Below are 18463 nucleotides of genomic sequence, written 5' to 3' on the forward strand. Positions count from 1 at the left end.
GCCCCGAACAGAGGTAGACCATGACTGCGACCTATTTTTCCGAGTTTGATCTTGATGACAGCCTGCTTGACGCGTTAAGCGACATGGGCTTTAGCCGCCCGACCGCCATTCAGGCTGCCGCGATTCCACCTGCGATGGAAGGACGCGATGTATTAGGCTCTGCGCCGACTGGCACCGGTAAAACCGCCGCTTATTTGCTGCCGATGCTCCAGCATTTGCTCGATTTTCCGCGTAAAAAATCCGGCCCGCCCCGTATTCTTATCCTAACGCCGACCCGAGAGCTGGCCATGCAGGTGGCGGATCAAGCGCGGGCATTAGCCGCACACACCCATCTGGATATCGCCACCATTACCGGCGGTGTGGCCTATATGAACCACGCTGAAGTGTTCAGCGAAAATCAGGATGTGGTGGTTGCGACCACCGGCCGTCTGCTGCAATACATTAAAGAAGAGAATTTTGATTGCCGGGCCGTCGAAACACTGATTCTTGATGAAGCTGACCGTATGCTTGACATGGGTTTTGCCCAAGACATCGAGCATATTGCCGGGGAAACGCGCTGGCGTAAGCAAACCCTGCTGTTTTCCGCCACGCTGGAAGGCGAGGCGATTAAAGATTTTGCCGAGCGTTTGTTAAACGACCCGGTTGAGGTCGAAGCCGACCCGTCGCGACGCGAGCGCAAGAAAATCCTGCAATGGTACTACCGGGCCGACACCGCTGAACATAAAACGGCCTTGCTGGTTCACTTACTCAAGCAACCGGATGTCACCCGCTCGATAGTCTTCGTACGTAAACGTGAGCGTGTGCATGAGCTGGTTGGTTGGCTGCGTTCAGCAGGTATTGAACCCTGTTACCTGGAAGGGGAAATGGTACAGGCCAAACGCAATGAAGCCATCAAACGCCTTAGCGAGGGTCGGGTTAAGGTACTGGTAGCAACCGATGTTGCGGCACGTGGCCTGGATATTGCCGATATCAGCCATGTGTTTAACTTCGACCTGCCGCGCACAGCGGATACCTATCTGCACCGCATCGGGCGTACCGGACGTGCCGGACGTAAAGGCTGCGCGATTTCGCTGGTTGAAGCGCACGATCACTTGTTGCTGGAAAAAATTGGTCGTTACCTCAATGAACCGCTCAAAGCGCGCGTCATTGATGAACTGCGCCCGACCACGCGAGCGCCAAGCGCTAAAACCACCGGTAAACCCTCGAAAAAAGTGCTGGCAAAACGCAAAGAGCAGAAACAGAAAGAGCAAGAAAAACAAAAGGCGAAGGTGAAAGTGCGCCATCGCGACAGTAAAAATATCGGCAAACGACGCCAGCCCAGTAATAAAGCCAATGCGGCCGAAACCGGGCAAGAGAAAACACAGCCTAAACAATAAGGCTGGTTTATAAATGATGGCGGTAGCATGACAAAAGGGGCATTACACGTGCCCCTTTTTTACGCAAACCATACGCGTGAAATATCGATACAAATAAAAAATCATGCCAGCCATGATTAATGGCTGGCATGATGCGTGCTGCTAAAGGTAATTGTCAGATACGGTAGACTGCCGGAGCCGTATTCCTTTACAGGCTTTCGGTAAAGGTACGGGCAATGACGTCGCGCTGCTGTTCTGGCGTCAGTGAGTTAAAACGTACCGCATAACCGGATACACGAATCGTCAGCTGCGGGTATTTTTCCGGGTTTTTCACCGCGTCTTCCAGCGTTTCACGACGAAGCACGTTCACATTCAGGTGCTGACCACCTTCAACACGCACTTCTGGTTTCACTTCAAGCGGCACTTCACGGTACTCGAACTGCCCTAATTCGCTGATAGCAACGACCTGATCTTCATTGAAATCGGACTTGGCGCAAACGCAACGAGCCTGAGATTTTTCTTCATCCAACAGCCAGAAAGAATTAACCAGGGCATTGTTATTTGCTTTGGTGATTTGAATACCTGTAACCATGATTACCTCCACTAAGCGGTGTCATATTGACCCGAACAGAAAACAACGGTTGGTAACAAACAGCTCATGGTATTAACGCTGACGCAAAACCAACCGAATCTGGCTACCTGTATACCAGCCATTCCTGGCACCATCTTTGATTGAAATCAATTTTTCTCACCAGCCACATAGCACTGATTTTATAATTAATTGTTTTATATCAATTTAGCATTTTTCGTATCTGCAATTTTTTTTGTAAATTTTAAAAAAAACATATAAAGACCGATGCCCTCTATCGAGGGAAAAAGGGAAGCATTTTCCCTCTCGCTGCTTTGAAGGTAAGCTTAGTCTCTGGACTGTAAATCAGGCACCCGGGCAATAACTGCCGGAATAATGCGATTGACTGAATTAGGCACACACCTTATGACCACTTCCCTGACCTGGCACGACGTGCTGGCACAAGAGAAAGAACAACCCTATTTTGTAAACACCCTGTCATTCATTCACCAGGAGCGTACGGCAGGAAAAGTGATCTACCCGCCACAGAAGGATGTGTTTAACGCATTTCGGTTCACCGAATTTCACGCGGTAAACGTGGTGATTTTAGGCCAAGACCCATATCACGGCCCCAATCAGGCACACGGGCTGTCATTCTCTGTCAAACCTGGTGTACCCGCCCCGCCGTCACTGGTGAACATTTATAAAGAGCTCGCCCAGGATATTCCGGGCTTTAGCATTCCCACGCATGGATTTTTACAAAGTTGGGCGCAACAGGGCGTATTGCTGCTTAACACCGTGCTTACCGTAGAAGCGGGCAAAGCGCATTCACATGCCAATTTAGGATGGGAAACCTTTACGGATAAGGTCATTGATGCGCTCAACGCACACCGTGAAGGCATTGTCTTTTTATTATGGGGTTCACATGCGCAGAAAAAAGGCAGCATTATTGATACGCAGCGACACCACGTACTAAAAGCACCGCATCCCTCACCGCTTTCTGCTCACCGAGGGTTTCTCGGTTGTAGCCACTTTTCTATGGCAAATCAACTCTTAGCGCAGCAGGGCAAGCAGCCGATTAACTGGGCACCGCAGTTACCGGAAAACGCCTAGCGATAAGCGCCATTGTCCTGCACACCGCAGAGCGTGGCGCTTGTAACGTGAGATACATCAGGCCTGTGCGTGATTCAGCAACAGCAAAAGATAGAAAGATCTATTAACAACGAGATGGATTGTGGAGATAAGGTGTGTTTCAGGAAGTTTGGTGGAGCTAAGCGGGATCGAACCGCTGACCTCTTGCATGCCATGCAAGCGCTCTCCCAGCTGAGCTATAGCCCCACACCATTGATACTGCCAAACCAAATCAACGTGGGATGATGATTTGGTGGAGCTAAGCGGGATCGAACCGCTGACCTCTTGCATGCCATGCAAGCGCTCTCCCAGCTGAGCTATAGCCCCATATTCGGCACTGTATCGTGTGAACGGGTCGCATGATATGCAACGCCCTAAACCCTGTCAACGCTAAAATCTATTTATCCCGCCAAACGCTGAAAAAGCCGCCAAACGATGTATCTACACGGTATCCGCTACACCGACCTGCACACATGTAGACTGTGTGAATCAGCTAAAAAACACGGCGGCGGTGTTAATTTAGCGATTAGCTTATGACAAAAAAGTTTTTCTCACTTTTGACAAAAACCCCAACAATGCACTACCTGCGGCCAGACCATAACCTCAATTCGGGTAAAGAACTGGCGCTGTTCTGTCGCTGGCTGGCGAATATGACGCAATACCTTTCCCTTTAATTTACCGACAATTTACCGACGGAGAGCCACAAGTATGAAAGATGCAACGATTGCCCTGCACCACGGTTTTAAATCTGACCCGGTCACTAAAGCGGTAGCCGTGCCTATCTATCAGAATGTCGCCTTTGAGTTTGATAATGCCCAGCATGGCGCGGATCTGTTTAATCTGGAGGTGCCAGGGAATATCTATACCCGCATCATGAACCCCACCAACGACATCCTGGAACAGCGCCTTGCAGCCCTGGAAGGCGGGATTGCCGCACTGGTGGTCTCTGCTGGCAGTGCGGCTATTACCTATGCGATTCAAACGCTCACCCGGCAAGGCGATAACATTGTTTCTACCCCACAGCTTTATGGCGGTACATATACGTTATTTGCCCACATGTTGCCGAGCTTCGGTGTTGAAGTGCGTTTTGCCAGCGATGACTCTCCCGAAGCCATTGCTAAACTCATTGATAGCAATACGCGTCTGGTCTATTGCGAAAGTATCGGCAACCCGGCGGGAAATATTGTTGATATTGAAGGGCTGGCAAATGTTGCCCACCAACACGGCGTTCCGCTGGTGGTGGATAATACCGTTGCCTCGCCGGTATTGTGTAAACCCATTTCATTTGGCGCGGACATCGTCGTGCATTCCATCACGAAATATGTCGGCGGGCACGGTAATTCTCTGGGCGGAGTGATTGTCGATGGCGGCACCTTCCCTTGGCATCAATACCCGGAAAAATTCCCCGGTTTGAATCGGCCTGAACCTGCCTATCACGGTGTGGTGTACACCGAAACATTCGGGCCTGCGGCCTTTATCGCTCGTGCCCGTACTGTCCCGCTGCGTAATACAGGGGCGGCATTGTCTCCCATGAACGCATTTTTACTGTTACAAGGGCTGGAAACGCTGTCGCTGCGTATGGAGCGTCATGTAGAAAATGCTCTGAAAGTCGCACAATATCTGCAAAATCACGCTAAAGTCGCCTGGGTGAGCTACGCCGGACTCCCCGAGCATCCGCACTACGCCTTGGCGCAAAAATACATGAAAGGTACACCATCCGCGATATTGTCATTTGGCCTCAAAGAGGGCTATGAGGCTGGCGTTCGCTTCTATGACGCGCTGGCCATCTTTAAGCGGCTGGTTAACATTGGTGATGCAAAATCGCTCGCCTGCCACCCGGCATCCACCACGCATCGTCAGATGACACCGGAAGAACAAACCAAAGCGGGCGTCAAACCAGAAATGATCCGTTTATCTGTCGGTATCGAAGCCATAGAAGATTTGCTGGCCGATTTGGATCAAGCATTAGCGGCCTGAAAACAGGAAACACGCTGCCATAAAAAAACCCTGGTTTTCCAGGGTTTTTACTTTTTCCAGCTTGCAGGCGCCGCTTATTGCTGGGCTTCACGCTCGCTGATAAACGCCAGCGCCCGGTCAATACGCGCCAGCGTACGGGACTGGCCAATCGCATGCACCGTCACATCAACACCCGGCGACTGGCCTGCGCCAGTAACAGCCACACGCAGTGGCATGCCCACCTTACCCATCCCTTGTTGCAGCTCATCAGCCGTATTCTGAATGGCATGATGAATGGCCTCTGGCGTCCAGCCAGCGATAGCAGCCAGCTTGCTGCGAACCAACTCCAGCGGCTGACGGGCTACCGGGCGCAGGTGTTTCTTCGCTGCATCGGCATCAAACTCAGCAAATTCTTCATAGAAATAGCGGCAAGAGCCCGCCATTTCTTTCAGCGTTTTACAACGCTCGCCAAGCAATGTCACCAGCTCACTCAGTTGCGGGCCAGTACGCGTATCAATCCCCGCTTGCTCAATATGCCAGGACAAATGCGTTGCGACATATTCTGGCGGCAGATGGTTAATATAGTGGTGGTTTAACCACTGCAATTTCTCAGTATTGAATGCGCTGGCCGATTTACTGACAGCATCCAACGCAAACAGCTGTTTCATCTCATCAATCGAGAAAATTTCCTGATCGCCGTGTGACCAGCCTAAACGCACTAAATAGTTCAGCAGCGCTTCCGGCAAGTAGCCGTCATCACGATACTGCATCACACCGACCGCGCCATGGCGCTTAGACAGCTTCTTACCATCATCGCCCAGAATCATTGAGACATGAGCATATTCAGGCACTGGCGCACCTAAAGCCTTGAGGATGTTAATCTGACGAGGCGTGTTGTTGATATGATCCTCACCGCGAATGACATGAGTAATTTCCATGTCCCAATCATCAATAACCACACAGAAGTTGTAAGTCGGCGAGCCATCGGTACGGCGGATAATCAAATCATCCAACTCAAGGTTGCTAAATTCGATCGGGCCACGGATGTTGTCATTAAAGATAACCGAGCCGTCCTGCGGGTTACGAAAACGCACCACATGCGGTTCATCATCAGCATGATGTTGATGAGAATCGCGGCAGCAACCGTCATAGCGCGGCTTATCACCGTTAGCCATCTGCTGTTCACGCAATGTCTCCAGGCGCTCTCTGGAGCAATAGCATTTATAAGCCGTGCCGTTCTCCAGCATCTCATCAATCACCGCGTTATAGCGATCAAACCGCTTAGTCTGGTAGTAGGGGCCTTCATCCCAGTCCAGATTCAACCAGTTCATGCCATCCATAATGGCGTCAATCGCCTCTTTGGTCGAACGCTCCAAATCGGTATCTTCAATACGCAGCACAAACTCGCCGCCAAGGTGACGGGCGAACAACCAGGAATATAACGCGGTGCGAGCACCACCTACGTGAAGATAACCAGTCGGGCTGGGCGCAAAGCGGGTTTTGATTTTCATTGAGATTACGGCCTTCATTAGACAGCAAAGGTCAGTCAACACTGACCCGGATTCCGGGCTGCACCGCCTCTATAAGGATAAGCGCGGTCATACAGCCTGCATTTTTAAGTGGGCAATATTCTATCACTCCGCTTCGATTCCTCAACGACATAACCGCGCCGCGCCGCCGCTAACCCCGGTAAAATGTGCAGAGAAGCAACGATAACGCCCAGAAATACCGCATATCGCCTAATTTTAAAACGAACAGATGTTTTCGTTTTAAAAAGCGTTGACTCGCATCCAACTATCCCTATAATGCGACTCCACACAGCGGGGGTGATTAGCTCAGCTGGGAGAGCACCTCCCTTACAAGGAGGGGGTCGGCGGTTCGATCCCGTCATCACCCACCAATCTTTAAACAAGAGTTGCTCGCTGTGTGAAGTAAGAAGAATTGAGATTGGGTGATTAGCTCAGCTGGGAGAGCACCTCCCTTACAAGGAGGGGGTCGGCGGTTCGATCCCGTCATCACCCACCAAACTCATACCAGCTGTCTTCTTGCTGAAATACGTAAAAGAAGTGCCATAGTAGTACCATAGAAGTACAGAAGTGGGTGATTAGCTCAGCTGGGAGAGCACCTCCCTTACAAGGAGGGGGTCGGCGGTTCGATCCCGTCATCACCCACCACTTCTGCGGGTCGTTAGCTCAGTCGGTAGAGCAGTTGACTTTTAATCAATTGGTCGCAGGTTCGAATCCTGCACGACCCACCACTAAATGTATCACCTTCCTCAATTGTTCACTCTTACGCTTCATACGCACACGATGTTGTGCAGGTGAGAACCTGCGTTCAGGTTCGAGTCGAGCAAAGCGAGACAACTGCGCAACGCGCTGGCCCGAAGGGCGAGGCCAAAGGCCGAGTCATCCTGCACGACCCACCAATTACCTGTCACGATGTGTCTCAGCGTTTCCTCTTATCCATTTCAAATGCTCCATCACCAAAAAAATCACACATCAATACCTCCAAAGATTCACGCCCAGGCACCATGCGCAGCAAAATTATTAGCAAGGCAATATCAGGGACAAAAAACGCCCTGACGGGCGTTTCTGGACAGCCATAACACTGATATCAATCTACCAAGCTAGATTTCCCAATCATAGTTATAGCGTTTGGGCTTGAACTGAACCACATCGCCACGGTGTAAATCCGTCAACACGACATCATCATGCGCGATTTCGGCTTCAATCAGTTCATTATTTCCTTCCACTTTCAATACCAGTCGCGTCAATGCGCCAAGCGGACGAATATCTTTTACCACCACCGGCTGAAAATCATGTTGCGCCAGTTTTGACAGCGTGACTTCATGCGGGCGAAATTGAATCGCTTTATCCTGCCCGGCCAGTTTCAACCGGTTACTGTCGCCAAGGAAGTTATAAACGAACTCGGTTGCCGGGCGGTTATACACCTCATCCGGTGTCCCAATCTGTTCAATCACGCCTTTGTTCATCAGCACAATTCGGTCTGCCACTTCCATGGCTTCTTCCTGATCGTGGGTGACAAAAACGGACGTCAGATTGATCTCCTCATGCAAACGTGACAGCCAGCGCCGCAACTCTTTGCGCACCTTGGCATCCAGTGCGCCGAATGGCTCATCCAGCAGCAGAATTCTCGGCTCGACAATCAACGCTCTGGCCAGTGCAATACGCTGGCGTTGCCCGCCGGACAACTGTTCCGGGTAACGATCGGCCAACCAGTCCAACTGCACCATGTTTAGCAACTCATGAACCTTGCTTTCAATGTCTCGCTTCGACGGACGAATCGCTTTGGGTTTCATACGCAAGCCAAACGCCACGTTGTCAAAAACGGTCATATGGCGGAATAACGCATAATGCTGGAACACAAACCCAACATGCCGGTCGCGTACATCTTGCCCGGACACATCTTCACCATGAAACACGATATTGCCGCTATCGGGTGTCTCAAGCCCGGCGATAATACGCAGCAACGTGGTTTTACCACAGCCTGATGGCCCTAATAACGCGACCAGTTCACCGCTTTGAATCGACAGATTGATCTGGTTGAGTGCGCGGAACTGACCAAACTGTTTATTAACATTCTGAACTTCAATGCTCATTTCCGCTCAACTCCTGCTGTTTCTCGATTTGTTTTGTCAACTGCGCTTCGCTCCACTGGCGAAGCAATAGCACCACCAGTGACATGATGAGCAACAAGATAGCGACACTAAACGCCGCCACAATATTGTATTCGTTATAAAGAATCTCGATATGCAGCGGTAATGTATTGGTCAAACCACGAATATGGCCGGAGACCACCGATACCGCACCAAATTCGCCCATGGCTCGCGCCGTACACAGCACCACGCCATACACCAACGCCCATTTCACATTCGGCAGGGTAATATGCCAAAACATTTGCCAGCCGTTTGCACCCAGCAAGCGCGCCGCCTCTTCTTCCTGGCTACCTTGCTGCTCCATCAACGGAATAAGTTCTCGTGCGACATACGGCAAGGTGACAAACAGGGTGGCGAGCACAATGCCCGGCACCGCATAAACGATTTCCAGGTGATGCTCCGTCAAAAACGGGTATAGCTTACTTTGCGCGCCAAATAGCAGCACATACATTAACCCTGTCACGACCGGCGAAACAGAAAACGGTAAATCCAATAGCGCCAGTAGCCATGACTTGCCGCGAAACTCAAATTTCGTAACGCACCAGGCGATAGCCAGGCCAAATACCATGTTGAGTGGTACTGAAATCACCGTTGCCAACAGCGTGAGTTTCAGCGCCGATAGCGCGTCCGGCTCGCTGATTGCTCGCCAGAACGCGCCAATGCCATTGTGCAACCCTTGGGTCACGACCATGACAAGCGGCAGCACCAGTATCACCACAAACACCAGCCACGCCAGCGACGTCAACACATAAAAAGCGAGCGGACGCCGAGCCGAGTCGGGGCGTCCCGTTGCCAGGGAAAGACTCTGATCCATAGACATCGTTTAGCGCCTATAACTTGGGTTGAATTCGCCGCTGCAACAGATTAATCAGCAGCAACATGATAAATGACACAACCAACATAAAGACGCCGATACCGGTCGCCCCTTTGTAATCGTACTGATCGAGTTTCGAGACAATCAGTAGCGGTAGAATTTCGGTCTTAAACGGGATATTGCCCGCTATAAATACCACTGAACCGTACTCTCCCACGCCACGGGCAAAGGCCAGAGCAAAGCCGGTCAGCCAGGCAGGTAAAATAGCGGGAAGCAGAACATGGCGGAACGTTTGCCACGGATTCGCCCCCAGACAAGCGGAGGCCTCCTCTATCTCTTTTGGAATATCGGCCAGCACCGGTTGTAATGTCCGCACCACAAAGGGCAAGGTGACGAAAATCAGTGCCAGCGTAATGCCAATCCCGGTATAGGCAATACGAAAAGGAAACAGCGAGCCGACCAGCCCATTGGGTGCATACAGCGACGTCAATGCAATACCGGCCACCGCTGTCGGCAGCGCAAAGGGCATATCGATCATCGCATCAATGATTTTGCGACCGGGAAAGGTATAGCGCACCAGCACCCATGCCAGTAACGTGCCCAGCACGCCATTGATAAAAGCCGCGATTAACGCCGAACCAAATGATAATCGCAGCGAAAACAAAACTTGTCGGCTGGTAATCAGATCCCAAAACTGCACAAGCGTCAGTTGACTGGCGTATAAAAACATCGCCCCTAGCGGAATGAGCACAATTAGCGCCAGATAACTGAGGCTAAAACCCAAAGTGAGACCAAAACCGGGCATGACCGGTGAAGCACGTCGTGACATAGCAAGCCTTTCCGTCGAAAAACACCGATTGCCTGACAGGCAATCTACGTGGCAAAACCGCCCACGATTTCGGGGCGGTTTTGCTCATCAACACGCTGTTTATTTATTAATTTGCTTGAAGATAGTATCGAAAACACCACCGTCATCGAAGAACTTGGGTTGCGCGCTTTTCCAACCGCCAAACTCGCCATCAATCGTCACCAGTTTGACGGGGGCAAACTGCGACTTAAACTCTTCGGCAATTTTGGCATTGCGAGGACGGTAGAAATTCTGTGCGATGATCCGCTGCCCTTCATCGCTATAAAGGTAATTGAGATAGGCATCGGCCTGTTTACGCGTCCCTTTACGTTCGGTGATTTTATCCACCACGGCCACCGGCGGCTCTGCCAGAATAGACAGCGAAGGTGTCACGATTTCCAGTTGATCGCCACCTTGCTCTTTCAGCGACAGGTAGGCTTCATTTTCCCAGGCTATCAGCACATCGCCCAACTGACGCTGGACAAAGCTGATGGTCGCGCCACGGGCACCGGTATCTAACACGGGCGCATGTTTGTACAACTCAGTAACAAATTTCTGTGCGCTTTCATCGGTTCCGCCCGGCAAGTGGCGGGCATATGCCCAGGCCGCCAGGAAGTTCCAGCGCGCACCACCGGAGGTTTTCGGGTTTGGCGTGATGACCTGAACGTCTGGTTTTATCAGGTCGTCCCAGTCTTTGATATGCTTCGGATTACCTTTTCGCACTAAAAAGACAATCGTCGAGGTGTAAGGCGTGCTGTTGTCCGGCAGTCTGGCTTGCCATTGTGGATCAATCAGCGGTTGGTTAAGGTTTAGCGCATCAATATCACCCGCCAATGCCAGCGTCACAACATCGGCCTGCAACCCATCAATGACCGAACGCGCTTGTTTGCCCGATCCGCCATGTGAGTTCTTAATGCTGATATCTTCACCGGTAGTCTGTTTCCAGTGCTTGATAAACGCCGCATTATATTGCTGATAGAACTCCCGGGTTGGATCATAAGAGACATTTAACAGTTCGGTCGCAGCCGAAGCGGCACCTGCAAACAATAATGCAGCGCTAGCCAGCGACAATCCCAGACGACGCATTGACATGCTTATCACTCCCCTCAAAGTCATTTGCCCATCGTTTTCCGGGCGAACATGGCACCAGAACTGGCAGCCAGCTATTATGCCACCTGATAATGCGGCGAGCTCGTATTTAGCGCCACACATCAGGCTTTATCTCTGAGGCTGACAATAGAGGATTAGGGGGGAGTAAAAAAATACTGTTTCGAGATAATTTATGCTATCACGTTATATTATTCGTCACTTATCATCGCATTTGAGTCTAAGATAGCCGCCAGCCGCCAGACGGCACCACCATTAGTGATCCTCATCGAGTTGCAGCGCAACATACAGCAGCAAGCGATCGTCAAAATTGCCCAAATCCAGCCCGGTTAATTCAGAAATGCGGTTCAACCGATATTCCAGCGTATTACGGTGAACAAACAGCGCTTTGGCTGTCGCTCCCGGTTGCACATTATGACGAAACCATGCGTGCAGGGTGCGGCGCAACAGCCCATTGCCGTCCATTGCTTTCAGCCGTGCCAGCGGGCGCACCAGCTCATTGGCTTGCCAACCGCCGCGCAAACTGTCCAACAACACAGGCAGCATCAAATCCTGATAAAAATAGCTGCGTTGCGCTGGCATTCGCTGTTTGCCAACGCTCATGGTGGTTCTCGCGGTACGATAAGAGCGGGCAATACTGCCGGGGCCGGTAAAATAGTTGCCAAGCGCAATACGAACCCGCAGCCTGCTGCTCTCCTCCATACGCGATAACAGGCTATCCACCCGCCGACGATGATCCTCCGCGTCCCAACGGCCATGGCTATTTAGCGCCGGTTTCAAAACCACCATTTCCGTCAGCGATACAATGGCAATAAGATTGTTACGCTCCGGCGTGGTCAGCAACGTTTGCAACTGCTGCAACTCGGCCATCGCGCTATCGACACCCAGTTGGCCGCTATCCACTTCCACAACCGCGACAACGCGCGGCTGATTGAGATCAATCCCCAGGCGTTGCGCCCATTCCATTAATGCCGGAGGCAACTCATCGGTACGAATCAGGTTCAGCACCAACTCTTCGCGCAAGCGGCTATCTTGCGCCAACATATGCAGCAACCGGGCCTGCTCCAGCATCATCTCTGCCGTCATGCACACCAGTTCGCCATACTGACGCAATTGGCCCGGATTACCGGTCAGGCCGATGACCCCGACAATGTCGCCGTCAATTTTTAGCGGTAAGTTAACCCCGGGTCTGACGCCATGCAGGTGGCGAGCCACGGCCTCATCAATGTCCACAACCCGACCTTGCGACAAAACTAACAGCGCGCCTTCGTGCAACTCACCAATACGCTCGCGGTCACCGCTACCAATAATGCGACCTCGCGCATCCATTACATTGATATTACTATCAATAATCTTCATGGTGCGCGCGACTATTTCCTGCGCCAGCTTGTCATTCAAGTGGTATGACGCCATTTCAACCTCAACGGATAGTGACAACCGCGCCAGCATAGCGCGGGACATTGCGCCAGACATTGTGCAATTGAACTAAAATCGGTCTCTCTCACCGGATATGCGGAAGAACTCACAAAAATGGCAAAAAGCACCCGGTTAGGTGAATACACACCAGCCGGGTACTCAGGAGGCAGGCTAAACGCAGAGGGTTATTGAATCAGCAGGTAAAGATCGCTCTCGCCGCGACGAATATTCAGCGCCAGTAGCGGGGGTTTACTGTCGATAATTTTGCGCAGTTCCCCCAAATTCTCGACCGGCTGCTGATTCACACCCAGGATGATGTCGCCCGGTTTAAGGCCAATACTTGCAGCGGCGGAATCTGCTTTGACGTTATCGACTTTCACCCCTTTATGGCCATTTATCTCGATATTACTCAGCTCGGCACCCGCAATAGCAGAATCCAGATTGCCCGACGCAACCGGCGATGGGCTGCCTGGCTCAAGCGTCACATCAAGCGACATCGGCTTACCTTCACGGAGAACCCCTAATGTCAGTTGACTGCCTACCGGCATTGAACCAAGTTGGGCGCGGAGCGCAGAGAAACTGCCGACAGGTTTGCCATTCATCGAGACAATAACATCACCGGCTTTAATACCGGCTTTTGCCGCCGCAGAGCCAGGCTGTATCTGGCTGACAAAGGTGCCACGCTGGGCGTCTACCTTCATCGCGCGGGCCAGATCGGAATTCAATTCCGTTGCCACAATGCCAAGCTCGCCGCGTTTAACTTCGCCAAATTCCACTATCTGATTGGTCAGATTTTTCACGATATTGCTGGGAATGGCGAAACCAATACCGATATTGCCGCCACCTGGAGCTAAAATAGCGGTATTTAAACCAATTAACTCGCCCTGCAAATTCACCAGCGCACCGCCCGAATTCCCCCGGTTAATGGCGGCATCGGTCTGAATAAAATCCTCGTAGTTTTCGATGTTAAGCCCGCTGCGCCCCAGCGCGGAGATAATGCCCGATGTCGCCGTCTCCCCTAACCCATACGGATTACCGATCGCAACAGCATAATCCCCCACCCGTAATTGATCGGAATCGGCCAGTTTAATTTCCGTTAAATTGCGGAAATCTTGCAGTTGAATGAGCGCCACGTCTGAGCGCGGGTCTCTACCGATTATCTTCGCCTCATAGTTACGGCCATCGTTAAGATGCACCTGAATCTTGTCGGCGTTCTCCACCACATGATTATTGGTGACAACATAGCCTTTGGCCGCGTTGATAATCACCCCCGCGCCTAACGCCTGAAAGGTCTGCTGCGGCCCACCGCCTGTCGCACCCTCGTCGCGCTCATCCTCCTCTTCTCCCTGACACATTGGCGAAGACTGGAAAGGTGAACCTTCCTGACAAAATGGGGTGTTATCACCTAAAAGTGGCGGCTGCGATTGCGGTAATGTCTGGTTTTGCTGCGCGGGGGTATGACCCTCGATAGAGATATTTACCACCGACGGCATAACATTCTCCAGCATTGGGGCCAGGCTCGGTAGCTGAGAAGAGGACGACGAAACGGTTTGTGCAGCAACGGCAACGCCAGTTATACCGGTCATTGCCATCGCCAAACCAAGCGCCAGCGCACTCAGCATCAAGGGTTTTCTTTTCAGCGTAATGTTCATCGCAACGTGTCTCACATTCTGTGAATTTCAGTGTCTCAACCGGCTGGTACTGACAACCTGCCGTGGTCATCAGACCGTATGAAATCACTATGCTCAACAGCACCGACTTCGCGCAATACGGTGAAGGGTAAGGAAATATTGAGCCGGTTTACAAAACTCAACCCTGGCCTTAACCGATAGATCAATCGGTCGCCATCAACCGGCGGTACTCATCATAGGCATATAAATCGGTCATCCCGCTGATGTAATCCAATATCAAACGCGCGCGATAATAGTATTCCCAGATGACCTGTTCAGGCGTTGATAAGGCAGACAACGCGCGTGTCGCCTCACGATAAGCATGGCAGTGTTTACTGGAGAGCTTATGGTATAGCCGGGTTTCTATCGGATAGCGCGGGTGAGTCTCCTCGGCAACCAACTGGCAGAAGTCAGCATGCGGCATATGCAGCAATGGGCTGTAAATATCCAATAAGCCACGGATTATGCGATCGCCCTGTAGCTCCAGCTGCTCCACTTCGTGATGGTTAAAAACAAACTTTCTGGCGACATCTTTAAAAATCTTTAATAACCGCCCGTAGTCATCTTTGCTCTCTTCTAACAATGAATGATTAAAACTGCCGTCATACAGCGCGGGCAGGTGTTCAATGAAACGCCGGGTAACGTAGCCCACCAGGGTGTTAACCACATTCACCCGCAGCTTCATAAAGAACTGATCGCTCTCACTGCGACCTTGCATATGCTTGCGCTCGGCGTAGGCGCGCTCGATGGTATGACTAAAAACATCTTTTTCCGCGCGAGTGCCCCAGGCCTGCTCCAGGCGCTCATACAATTGCTGATAGGTCACAATTTTCTTCTCCACCGCATCCTCCAAATCGGCAATGCAGTAGGAGATATCATCCGCCGCTTCCATAATGTATGTCAGCGGATGGCGATGAAATTCGCCCATTCCGAGCTCGCTGCGCAACTGCGCGACAAAGGCTTCCTCTGAAAGATAAAACCCGGGCTTTTTCATCAGGTAGTCGTACTGTTCCGGCACCGCCTGCGCCCAATAGGCCGGACGGGTGTATTTCAGGATGCAGGCAACCTGCGCATAGGTAAGGTTCAGTTTCAGCAGTGAATGCACCAGCCGAATGGCCTGCGCGTTGCCCTCAAAGTGGCTTAAATCATGGCGAATCTGGCTACGTAGCGCATTCAATGCGGGGTCGTGCTGCTCATCCCATCGCAGGCAGGGAACCTGACAAGGGTCTCCTTGCGCTGACGGTAATGCACACTCTGGCATCAGCCGTTGGCGAAACCACTTATTAATCGCCGCCTCGCCAAAATGCCCAAATGGTGGGTTGCCGATGTCATGCATTAAGCACGCCATCTCTATCAGGCTCTCAAACGGCGACTCCAGACCGCTTAACCCCAGCGCGTCGAGTCTGCCATTTTTACGCAGTTGCCCCAGCACCTCTTTGGCGATATAGCGCCCGACCTGCTGCACTTCCATCGAATGTGTCAGGCGCGAGCGCACGGCGGCGTTGCGCTCTAACGGAAACACCTGCGTTTTTTGCTGTAAACGGCGAATGGCGGCTGAATTGATGATGCGCCCCCGGTCGCTTTCAAACTCGCGCTCAATCGCACTGGCTTCCGTCTTGTCTTTCGGTTTGCTAAATGGCCGTTGAAAACTGATTTTTTTCGCGAAATCGATATCAGGCATACTGCTCTCCCTGTTATGCCCCGATTAAGGCGGGAAACCTCAGTGATAGCATGCCGTCGCCGCAGGCACAATCGCTGCCTGCGCGCAGCCGTGCTAGACTAGGGGTTTGTTACTGTTCACATATTTGGTGGGGAATTCTATGAAAGTTGGCATTATTGGTGCGATGGAGCAAGAAGTCACGCTGTTAAGAGATCAAATCCAGCACCGTCAGACTTTTCAACGCGCAGGATGTGAAATCTACAGCGGCCAGTTGCATGGCGTTGAGGTGGCGTTGCTGAAATCCGGCATCGGCAAAGTGTCGGCAGCACTCGGCACGACATTGCTGCTGGAGCACTGCCAGCCTGATATGGTCATCAACACCGGTTCCGCCGGGGGGCTTGCGCCTTCACTGCATGTTGGCGATATCGTCGTGTCTGATGAAGTACGCTACCACGATGCCGATGTCACCGCCTTCGGTTACGTCCCCGGCCAGATGGCGGGCTGCCCGGCGGCCTTCAGTGCCGATGAGAAACTCATCACGCTGGCGCAAAACGCAATTGCCCATCTACAGCTGCATGCCGTGCGTGGGCTGGTGGTAAGCGGTGATGCCTTTATCAACGGTAAAGAACCGCTGGCGCGCATCCGCCAGACCTTCCCGCAGGCGATTGCCGTTGAGATGGAAGCCACCGCTATCGGCCACGTGTGCCACCAGTTTGGCGTGCCGTTTGTGGTGGTACGCGCGATTTCCGACGTTGCGGATCAGGCCTCTCACCTGAGCTTTGACGAGTTTCTGGCTACCGCCGCGCAGCAATCGACCCGCATGGTGGAAGTGATGCTGCAAACACTGGCACAGCCGCAGCACGCCAGTTGATAACTACCATGTGGCAACGCATGCGGCGACGACCAAAGGTGCTCGCGACGCTCGCCCGCACACTGGCATGGGTTGCGCTGGCGTTATACCAGACTGGCGCTGGCGCGCAGGGCATTGCACAACGCGTCATCAGCCTTGCGCCCCATGCAACAGAAATGGCGTTCGCCGCCGGACTGGGAGAACAACTGGTCGGTGTCAGCGCCTGGTCGGACTATCCTGCTGCCGCTGCGAATATTGAGCAGGTTGCCAACTGGCAAGGCATTAATCTGGAGCGTATTGTCGCACTCAAGCCGGATTTAGTGCTGGCCTGGCGTGAAGGCAATGCCCAGCGTCCGCTTGAGCAGTTAGCCTCACTGGGCATCACCGTCCGCTATCTTGACCCGACCACGCTTGAAGATATTCCGCGTGAGCTTGAGGAACTGGCGCAGTACAGCCCACACCCGGAGCAGGCCAGACAAGCGGCAGCGCGTTTTCGCCAGCAGCAGCAGGCGCTGACCGAGCGTTATCAACGCCATCAGAATGCCGCAACCGCCGAACCGATGCCGCTCACGCCCATACCGATAAAGGTGTTCCTGCAATTTGGCAGCCAGCCGCTATTCACCTCATCCGGCGCGACGCTGCAAAGCCAGTTGGTCAGCCTGTGCGGTGGCCGCAATATTTTTGCAGATAGCGCGGTTGCCTGGCCGCAGGTCAGCCGCGAGCAGGTTATCCGTCGCCAGCCGCAGGCGATTGTCGTCAGTGGCACGCCGGACATGGCCGCGCAGGTCAATGCCTTCTGGCAACCGCAGTTGAATGCCAGCGTCATCGCGATTAACCAGGACTGGTTTAGTCGCAGCGGCCCCAGATTGATGCTGGCCGCCGAAGACCTTTGTCAGCGATTAGCCGCACTCACTCAGCCATAGCGGTAACACAGCGATAGCAGTGACACAGTGATAGCGGTGATAAGCCGTCAGGCCGGAAAAGAAAAAACCCGTGCGGTTCGGGCACGGGTTTTGTACTGACGTCATCGCATCAGAACGCAGAGACTGTCAGATACTAAATGAAGAGCCACAACCACACGTGGTTTTCGCATTCGGGTTACTCACCACAAAGCGTGAGCCTTCCAGCCCTTCGGTATAATCCACTGAACCGCCAATCAGATACTGTAGGCTCATTGGGTCAACGACCAGAGCAACACCCTGTTTCTCGATAGTCATATCCCCTTCATTCACCTTGTCATCAAAGGTGAAACCGTACTGAAAACCGCTGCAACCGCCGCCGGTGATATACACACGCAGTTTCAGCTCAGGGTTTTCTTCATCGGCAATCAGGAGTTTCACCTTATTTGCCGCCGCTTCGGTAAATTGCAGAGGCAGTGCTACGTCATCGCTCATTTTCTTACTCCCAATCATC

Annotated in this window: 15 protein-coding genes, 6 tRNA genes and 1 other RNA gene; 10 read left to right on the top strand and 12 right to left on the bottom strand. The window is 52.3% G+C overall.

What is annotated here, in order from left to right; genetic code table 11:
• Positions 1-20: 20 nt before the first annotated feature.
• Positions 21-1376 (top strand): ATP-dependent RNA helicase SrmB, encoded by a 1356-nt coding sequence (gene srmB, locus O1Q98_RS06750; RefSeq protein WP_125260347.1) that lies wholly within the window; start codon positions 21-23, stop codon positions 1374-1376.
• A 187-nt stretch (positions 1377-1563) separates the two neighbouring features.
• Here srmB and grcA read toward each other — a convergent pair whose 3' ends face one another.
• A complete protein-coding gene (grcA, locus tag O1Q98_RS06755; protein WP_125260348.1) occupies positions 1564-1947 on the bottom strand; it encodes an autonomous glycyl radical cofactor GrcA in 384 nt (127 codons plus the stop codon).
• A gap of 402 nt (positions 1948-2349) precedes the next feature.
• Here grcA and ung point away from each other — a divergent pair, with 402 nt between their 5' ends.
• Complete coding sequence (ung, locus tag O1Q98_RS06760) at positions 2350-3036, top strand: uracil-DNA glycosylase (RefSeq protein WP_125260349.1); 687 nt, start codon at positions 2350-2352, stop codon at positions 3034-3036.
• A gap of 149 nt (positions 3037-3185) precedes the next feature.
• Here the strand turns inward: ung and O1Q98_RS06765 are convergent.
• Positions 3186-3261, bottom strand: a tRNA-Ala gene (locus O1Q98_RS06765).
• A 44-nt stretch (positions 3262-3305) separates the two neighbouring features.
• Positions 3306-3381, bottom strand: a tRNA-Ala gene (locus O1Q98_RS06770).
• A 381-nt stretch (positions 3382-3762) separates the two neighbouring features.
• Here O1Q98_RS06770 and O1Q98_RS06775 point away from each other — a divergent pair.
• Positions 3763-5031: an O-acetylhomoserine aminocarboxypropyltransferase/cysteine synthase family protein gene (locus tag O1Q98_RS06775; protein WP_125260350.1), complete on the top strand. Its 1269-nt coding sequence runs from the start codon at positions 3763-3765 to the stop codon at positions 5029-5031.
• Between the two features lie 74 nt (positions 5032-5105).
• On the opposite strand, the gene gltX is transcribed toward O1Q98_RS06775, so the two are convergent.
• Positions 5106-6521 carry a glutamate--tRNA ligase gene (gltX, locus tag O1Q98_RS06780; protein ID WP_125260351.1) on the bottom strand — a complete coding sequence of 472 codons (1416 nt, stop codon included), beginning with the start codon at positions 6519-6521 and terminating at the stop codon, positions 5106-5108.
• A 313-nt stretch (positions 6522-6834) separates the two neighbouring features.
• On the opposite strand from gltX, the gene O1Q98_RS06785 reads away from it, so the two are divergent.
• The 5 genes from O1Q98_RS06785 to O1Q98_RS06805 all read left to right on the top strand — a co-directional run bounded on the left by O1Q98_RS06785 (position 6835) and on the right by O1Q98_RS06805 (position 7435).
• Positions 6835-6910: transfer RNA gene (locus O1Q98_RS06785), tRNA-Val, on the top strand.
• 49 nt (positions 6911-6959) lie between these two features.
• Positions 6960-7035, top strand: a tRNA-Val gene (locus O1Q98_RS06790).
• A 73-nt stretch (positions 7036-7108) separates the two neighbouring features.
• Positions 7109-7184 (top strand) — tRNA-Val (locus O1Q98_RS06795).
• 7 nt (positions 7185-7191) lie between these two features.
• Positions 7192-7267: transfer RNA gene (locus tag O1Q98_RS06800), tRNA-Lys, on the top strand.
• A 43-nt stretch (positions 7268-7310) separates the two neighbouring features.
• Positions 7311-7435, top strand: a non-coding RNA gene (locus tag O1Q98_RS06805) — RtT sRNA.
• Positions 7436-7636: 201 nt separating this feature from the next.
• Here the strand turns inward: O1Q98_RS06805 and O1Q98_RS06810 are convergent.
• The 7 genes from O1Q98_RS06810 to dgt all read right to left on the bottom strand — a co-directional run bounded on the left by O1Q98_RS06810 (position 7637) and on the right by dgt (position 16221).
• Entirely contained in the window at positions 7637-8629 is a 993-nt protein-coding gene (locus O1Q98_RS06810; RefSeq protein ID WP_125260352.1) for a sulfate/molybdate ABC transporter ATP-binding protein, read from the bottom strand.
• Positions 8619-9500, bottom strand: a complete 882-nt coding sequence (gene cysW, locus O1Q98_RS06815; protein ID WP_205744282.1) for a sulfate ABC transporter permease subunit CysW — start codon at positions 9498-9500, stop codon at positions 8619-8621. The genes O1Q98_RS06810 and cysW overlap by 11 nt, the downstream gene beginning before the upstream one ends.
• A 16-nt stretch (positions 9501-9516) precedes the next feature.
• Positions 9517-10329, bottom strand: a complete 813-nt coding sequence (cysT, locus tag O1Q98_RS06820) for a sulfate ABC transporter permease subunit CysT (RefSeq protein ID WP_125260354.1) — start codon at positions 10327-10329, stop codon at positions 9517-9519.
• Positions 10330-10428: 99 nt separating this feature from the next.
• The gene (locus tag O1Q98_RS06825) at positions 10429-11439 is read right to left on the bottom strand and encodes a sulfate ABC transporter substrate-binding protein (protein WP_125260355.1); all 1011 of its coding nucleotides are present in this window, start codon (positions 11437-11439) and stop codon (positions 10429-10431) included.
• A 270-nt stretch (positions 11440-11709) separates the two neighbouring features.
• Complete coding sequence (locus tag O1Q98_RS06830; protein ID WP_125260392.1) at positions 11710-12867, bottom strand: CdaR family transcriptional regulator; 1158 nt, start codon at positions 12865-12867, stop codon at positions 11710-11712.
• Between the two features lie 188 nt (positions 12868-13055).
• Positions 13056-14510 (bottom strand): serine endoprotease DegP, encoded by a 1455-nt coding sequence (gene degP, locus O1Q98_RS06835; RefSeq protein ID WP_125260393.1) that lies wholly within the window; start codon positions 14508-14510, stop codon positions 13056-13058.
• Positions 14511-14703: 193 nt separating this feature from the next.
• Complete coding sequence (dgt, locus tag O1Q98_RS06840; RefSeq protein ID WP_125260356.1) at positions 14704-16221, bottom strand: dGTPase; 1518 nt, start codon at positions 16219-16221, stop codon at positions 14704-14706.
• Between the two features lie 139 nt (positions 16222-16360).
• On the opposite strand from dgt, the gene mtnN reads away from it, so the two are divergent.
• Both mtnN and btuF read left to right on the top strand, forming a co-directional pair.
• Positions 16361-17071 carry a 5'-methylthioadenosine/S-adenosylhomocysteine nucleosidase gene (gene mtnN, locus O1Q98_RS06845; RefSeq protein WP_125260357.1) on the top strand — a complete coding sequence of 237 codons (711 nt, stop codon included), beginning with the start codon at positions 16361-16363 and terminating at the stop codon, positions 17069-17071.
• Positions 17072-17091: 20 nt separating this feature from the next.
• Complete coding sequence (gene btuF, locus O1Q98_RS06850; protein ID WP_125260358.1) at positions 17092-17973, top strand: vitamin B12 ABC transporter substrate-binding protein BtuF; 882 nt, start codon at positions 17092-17094, stop codon at positions 17971-17973.
• Positions 17974-18099: 126 nt separating this feature from the next.
• Here the strand turns inward: btuF and erpA are convergent, their stop codons facing one another.
• Complete coding sequence (gene erpA / locus O1Q98_RS06855) at positions 18100-18444, bottom strand: iron-sulfur cluster insertion protein ErpA (protein WP_125260359.1); 345 nt, start codon at positions 18442-18444, stop codon at positions 18100-18102.
• Positions 18445-18463 lie beyond the last annotated feature (19 nt).

Source organism: Dickeya lacustris, from assembly GCF_029635795.1.
GTDB lineage: Bacteria > Pseudomonadota > Gammaproteobacteria > Enterobacterales > Enterobacteriaceae > Dickeya > Dickeya lacustris.

Coding starts and splice junctions, on each gene's coding strand:
- srmB (WP_125260347.1), top strand. CDS start 21: ATGACTGCGACCTATTTTTCCGAGTTTGATCTTGATGACAGCCTGCTT.
- grcA (WP_125260348.1), bottom strand. CDS start 1,947: ATGGTTACAGGTATTCAAATCACCAAAGCAAATAACAATGCCCTGGTT.
- ung (WP_125260349.1), top strand. CDS start 2,350: ATGACCACTTCCCTGACCTGGCACGACGTGCTGGCACAAGAGAAAGAA.
- O1Q98_RS06775 (WP_125260350.1), top strand. CDS start 3,763: ATGAAAGATGCAACGATTGCCCTGCACCACGGTTTTAAATCTGACCCG.
- gltX (WP_125260351.1), bottom strand. CDS start 6,521: ATGAAAATCAAAACCCGCTTTGCGCCCAGCCCGACTGGTTATCTTCAC.
- O1Q98_RS06810 (WP_125260352.1), bottom strand. CDS start 8,629: ATGAGCATTGAAGTTCAGAATGTTAATAAACAGTTTGGTCAGTTCCGC.
- cysW (WP_205744282.1), bottom strand. CDS start 9,500: ATGGATCAGAGTCTTTCCCTGGCAACGGGACGCCCCGACTCGGCTCGG.
- cysT (WP_125260354.1), bottom strand. CDS start 10,329: ATGTCACGACGTGCTTCACCGGTCATGCCCGGTTTTGGTCTCACTTTG.
- O1Q98_RS06825 (WP_125260355.1), bottom strand. CDS start 11,439: ATGTCAATGCGTCGTCTGGGATTGTCGCTGGCTAGCGCTGCATTATTG.
- O1Q98_RS06830 (WP_125260392.1), bottom strand. CDS start 12,867: ATGGCGTCATACCACTTGAATGACAAGCTGGCGCAGGAAATAGTCGCG.
- dgt (WP_125260356.1), bottom strand. CDS start 16,221: ATGCCTGATATCGATTTCGCGAAAAAAATCAGTTTTCAACGGCCATTT.
- mtnN (WP_125260357.1), top strand. CDS start 16,361: ATGAAAGTTGGCATTATTGGTGCGATGGAGCAAGAAGTCACGCTGTTA.
- btuF (WP_125260358.1), top strand. CDS start 17,092: ATGCGGCGACGACCAAAGGTGCTCGCGACGCTCGCCCGCACACTGGCA.
- erpA (WP_125260359.1), bottom strand. CDS start 18,444: ATGAGCGATGACGTAGCACTGCCTCTGCAATTTACCGAAGCGGCGGCA.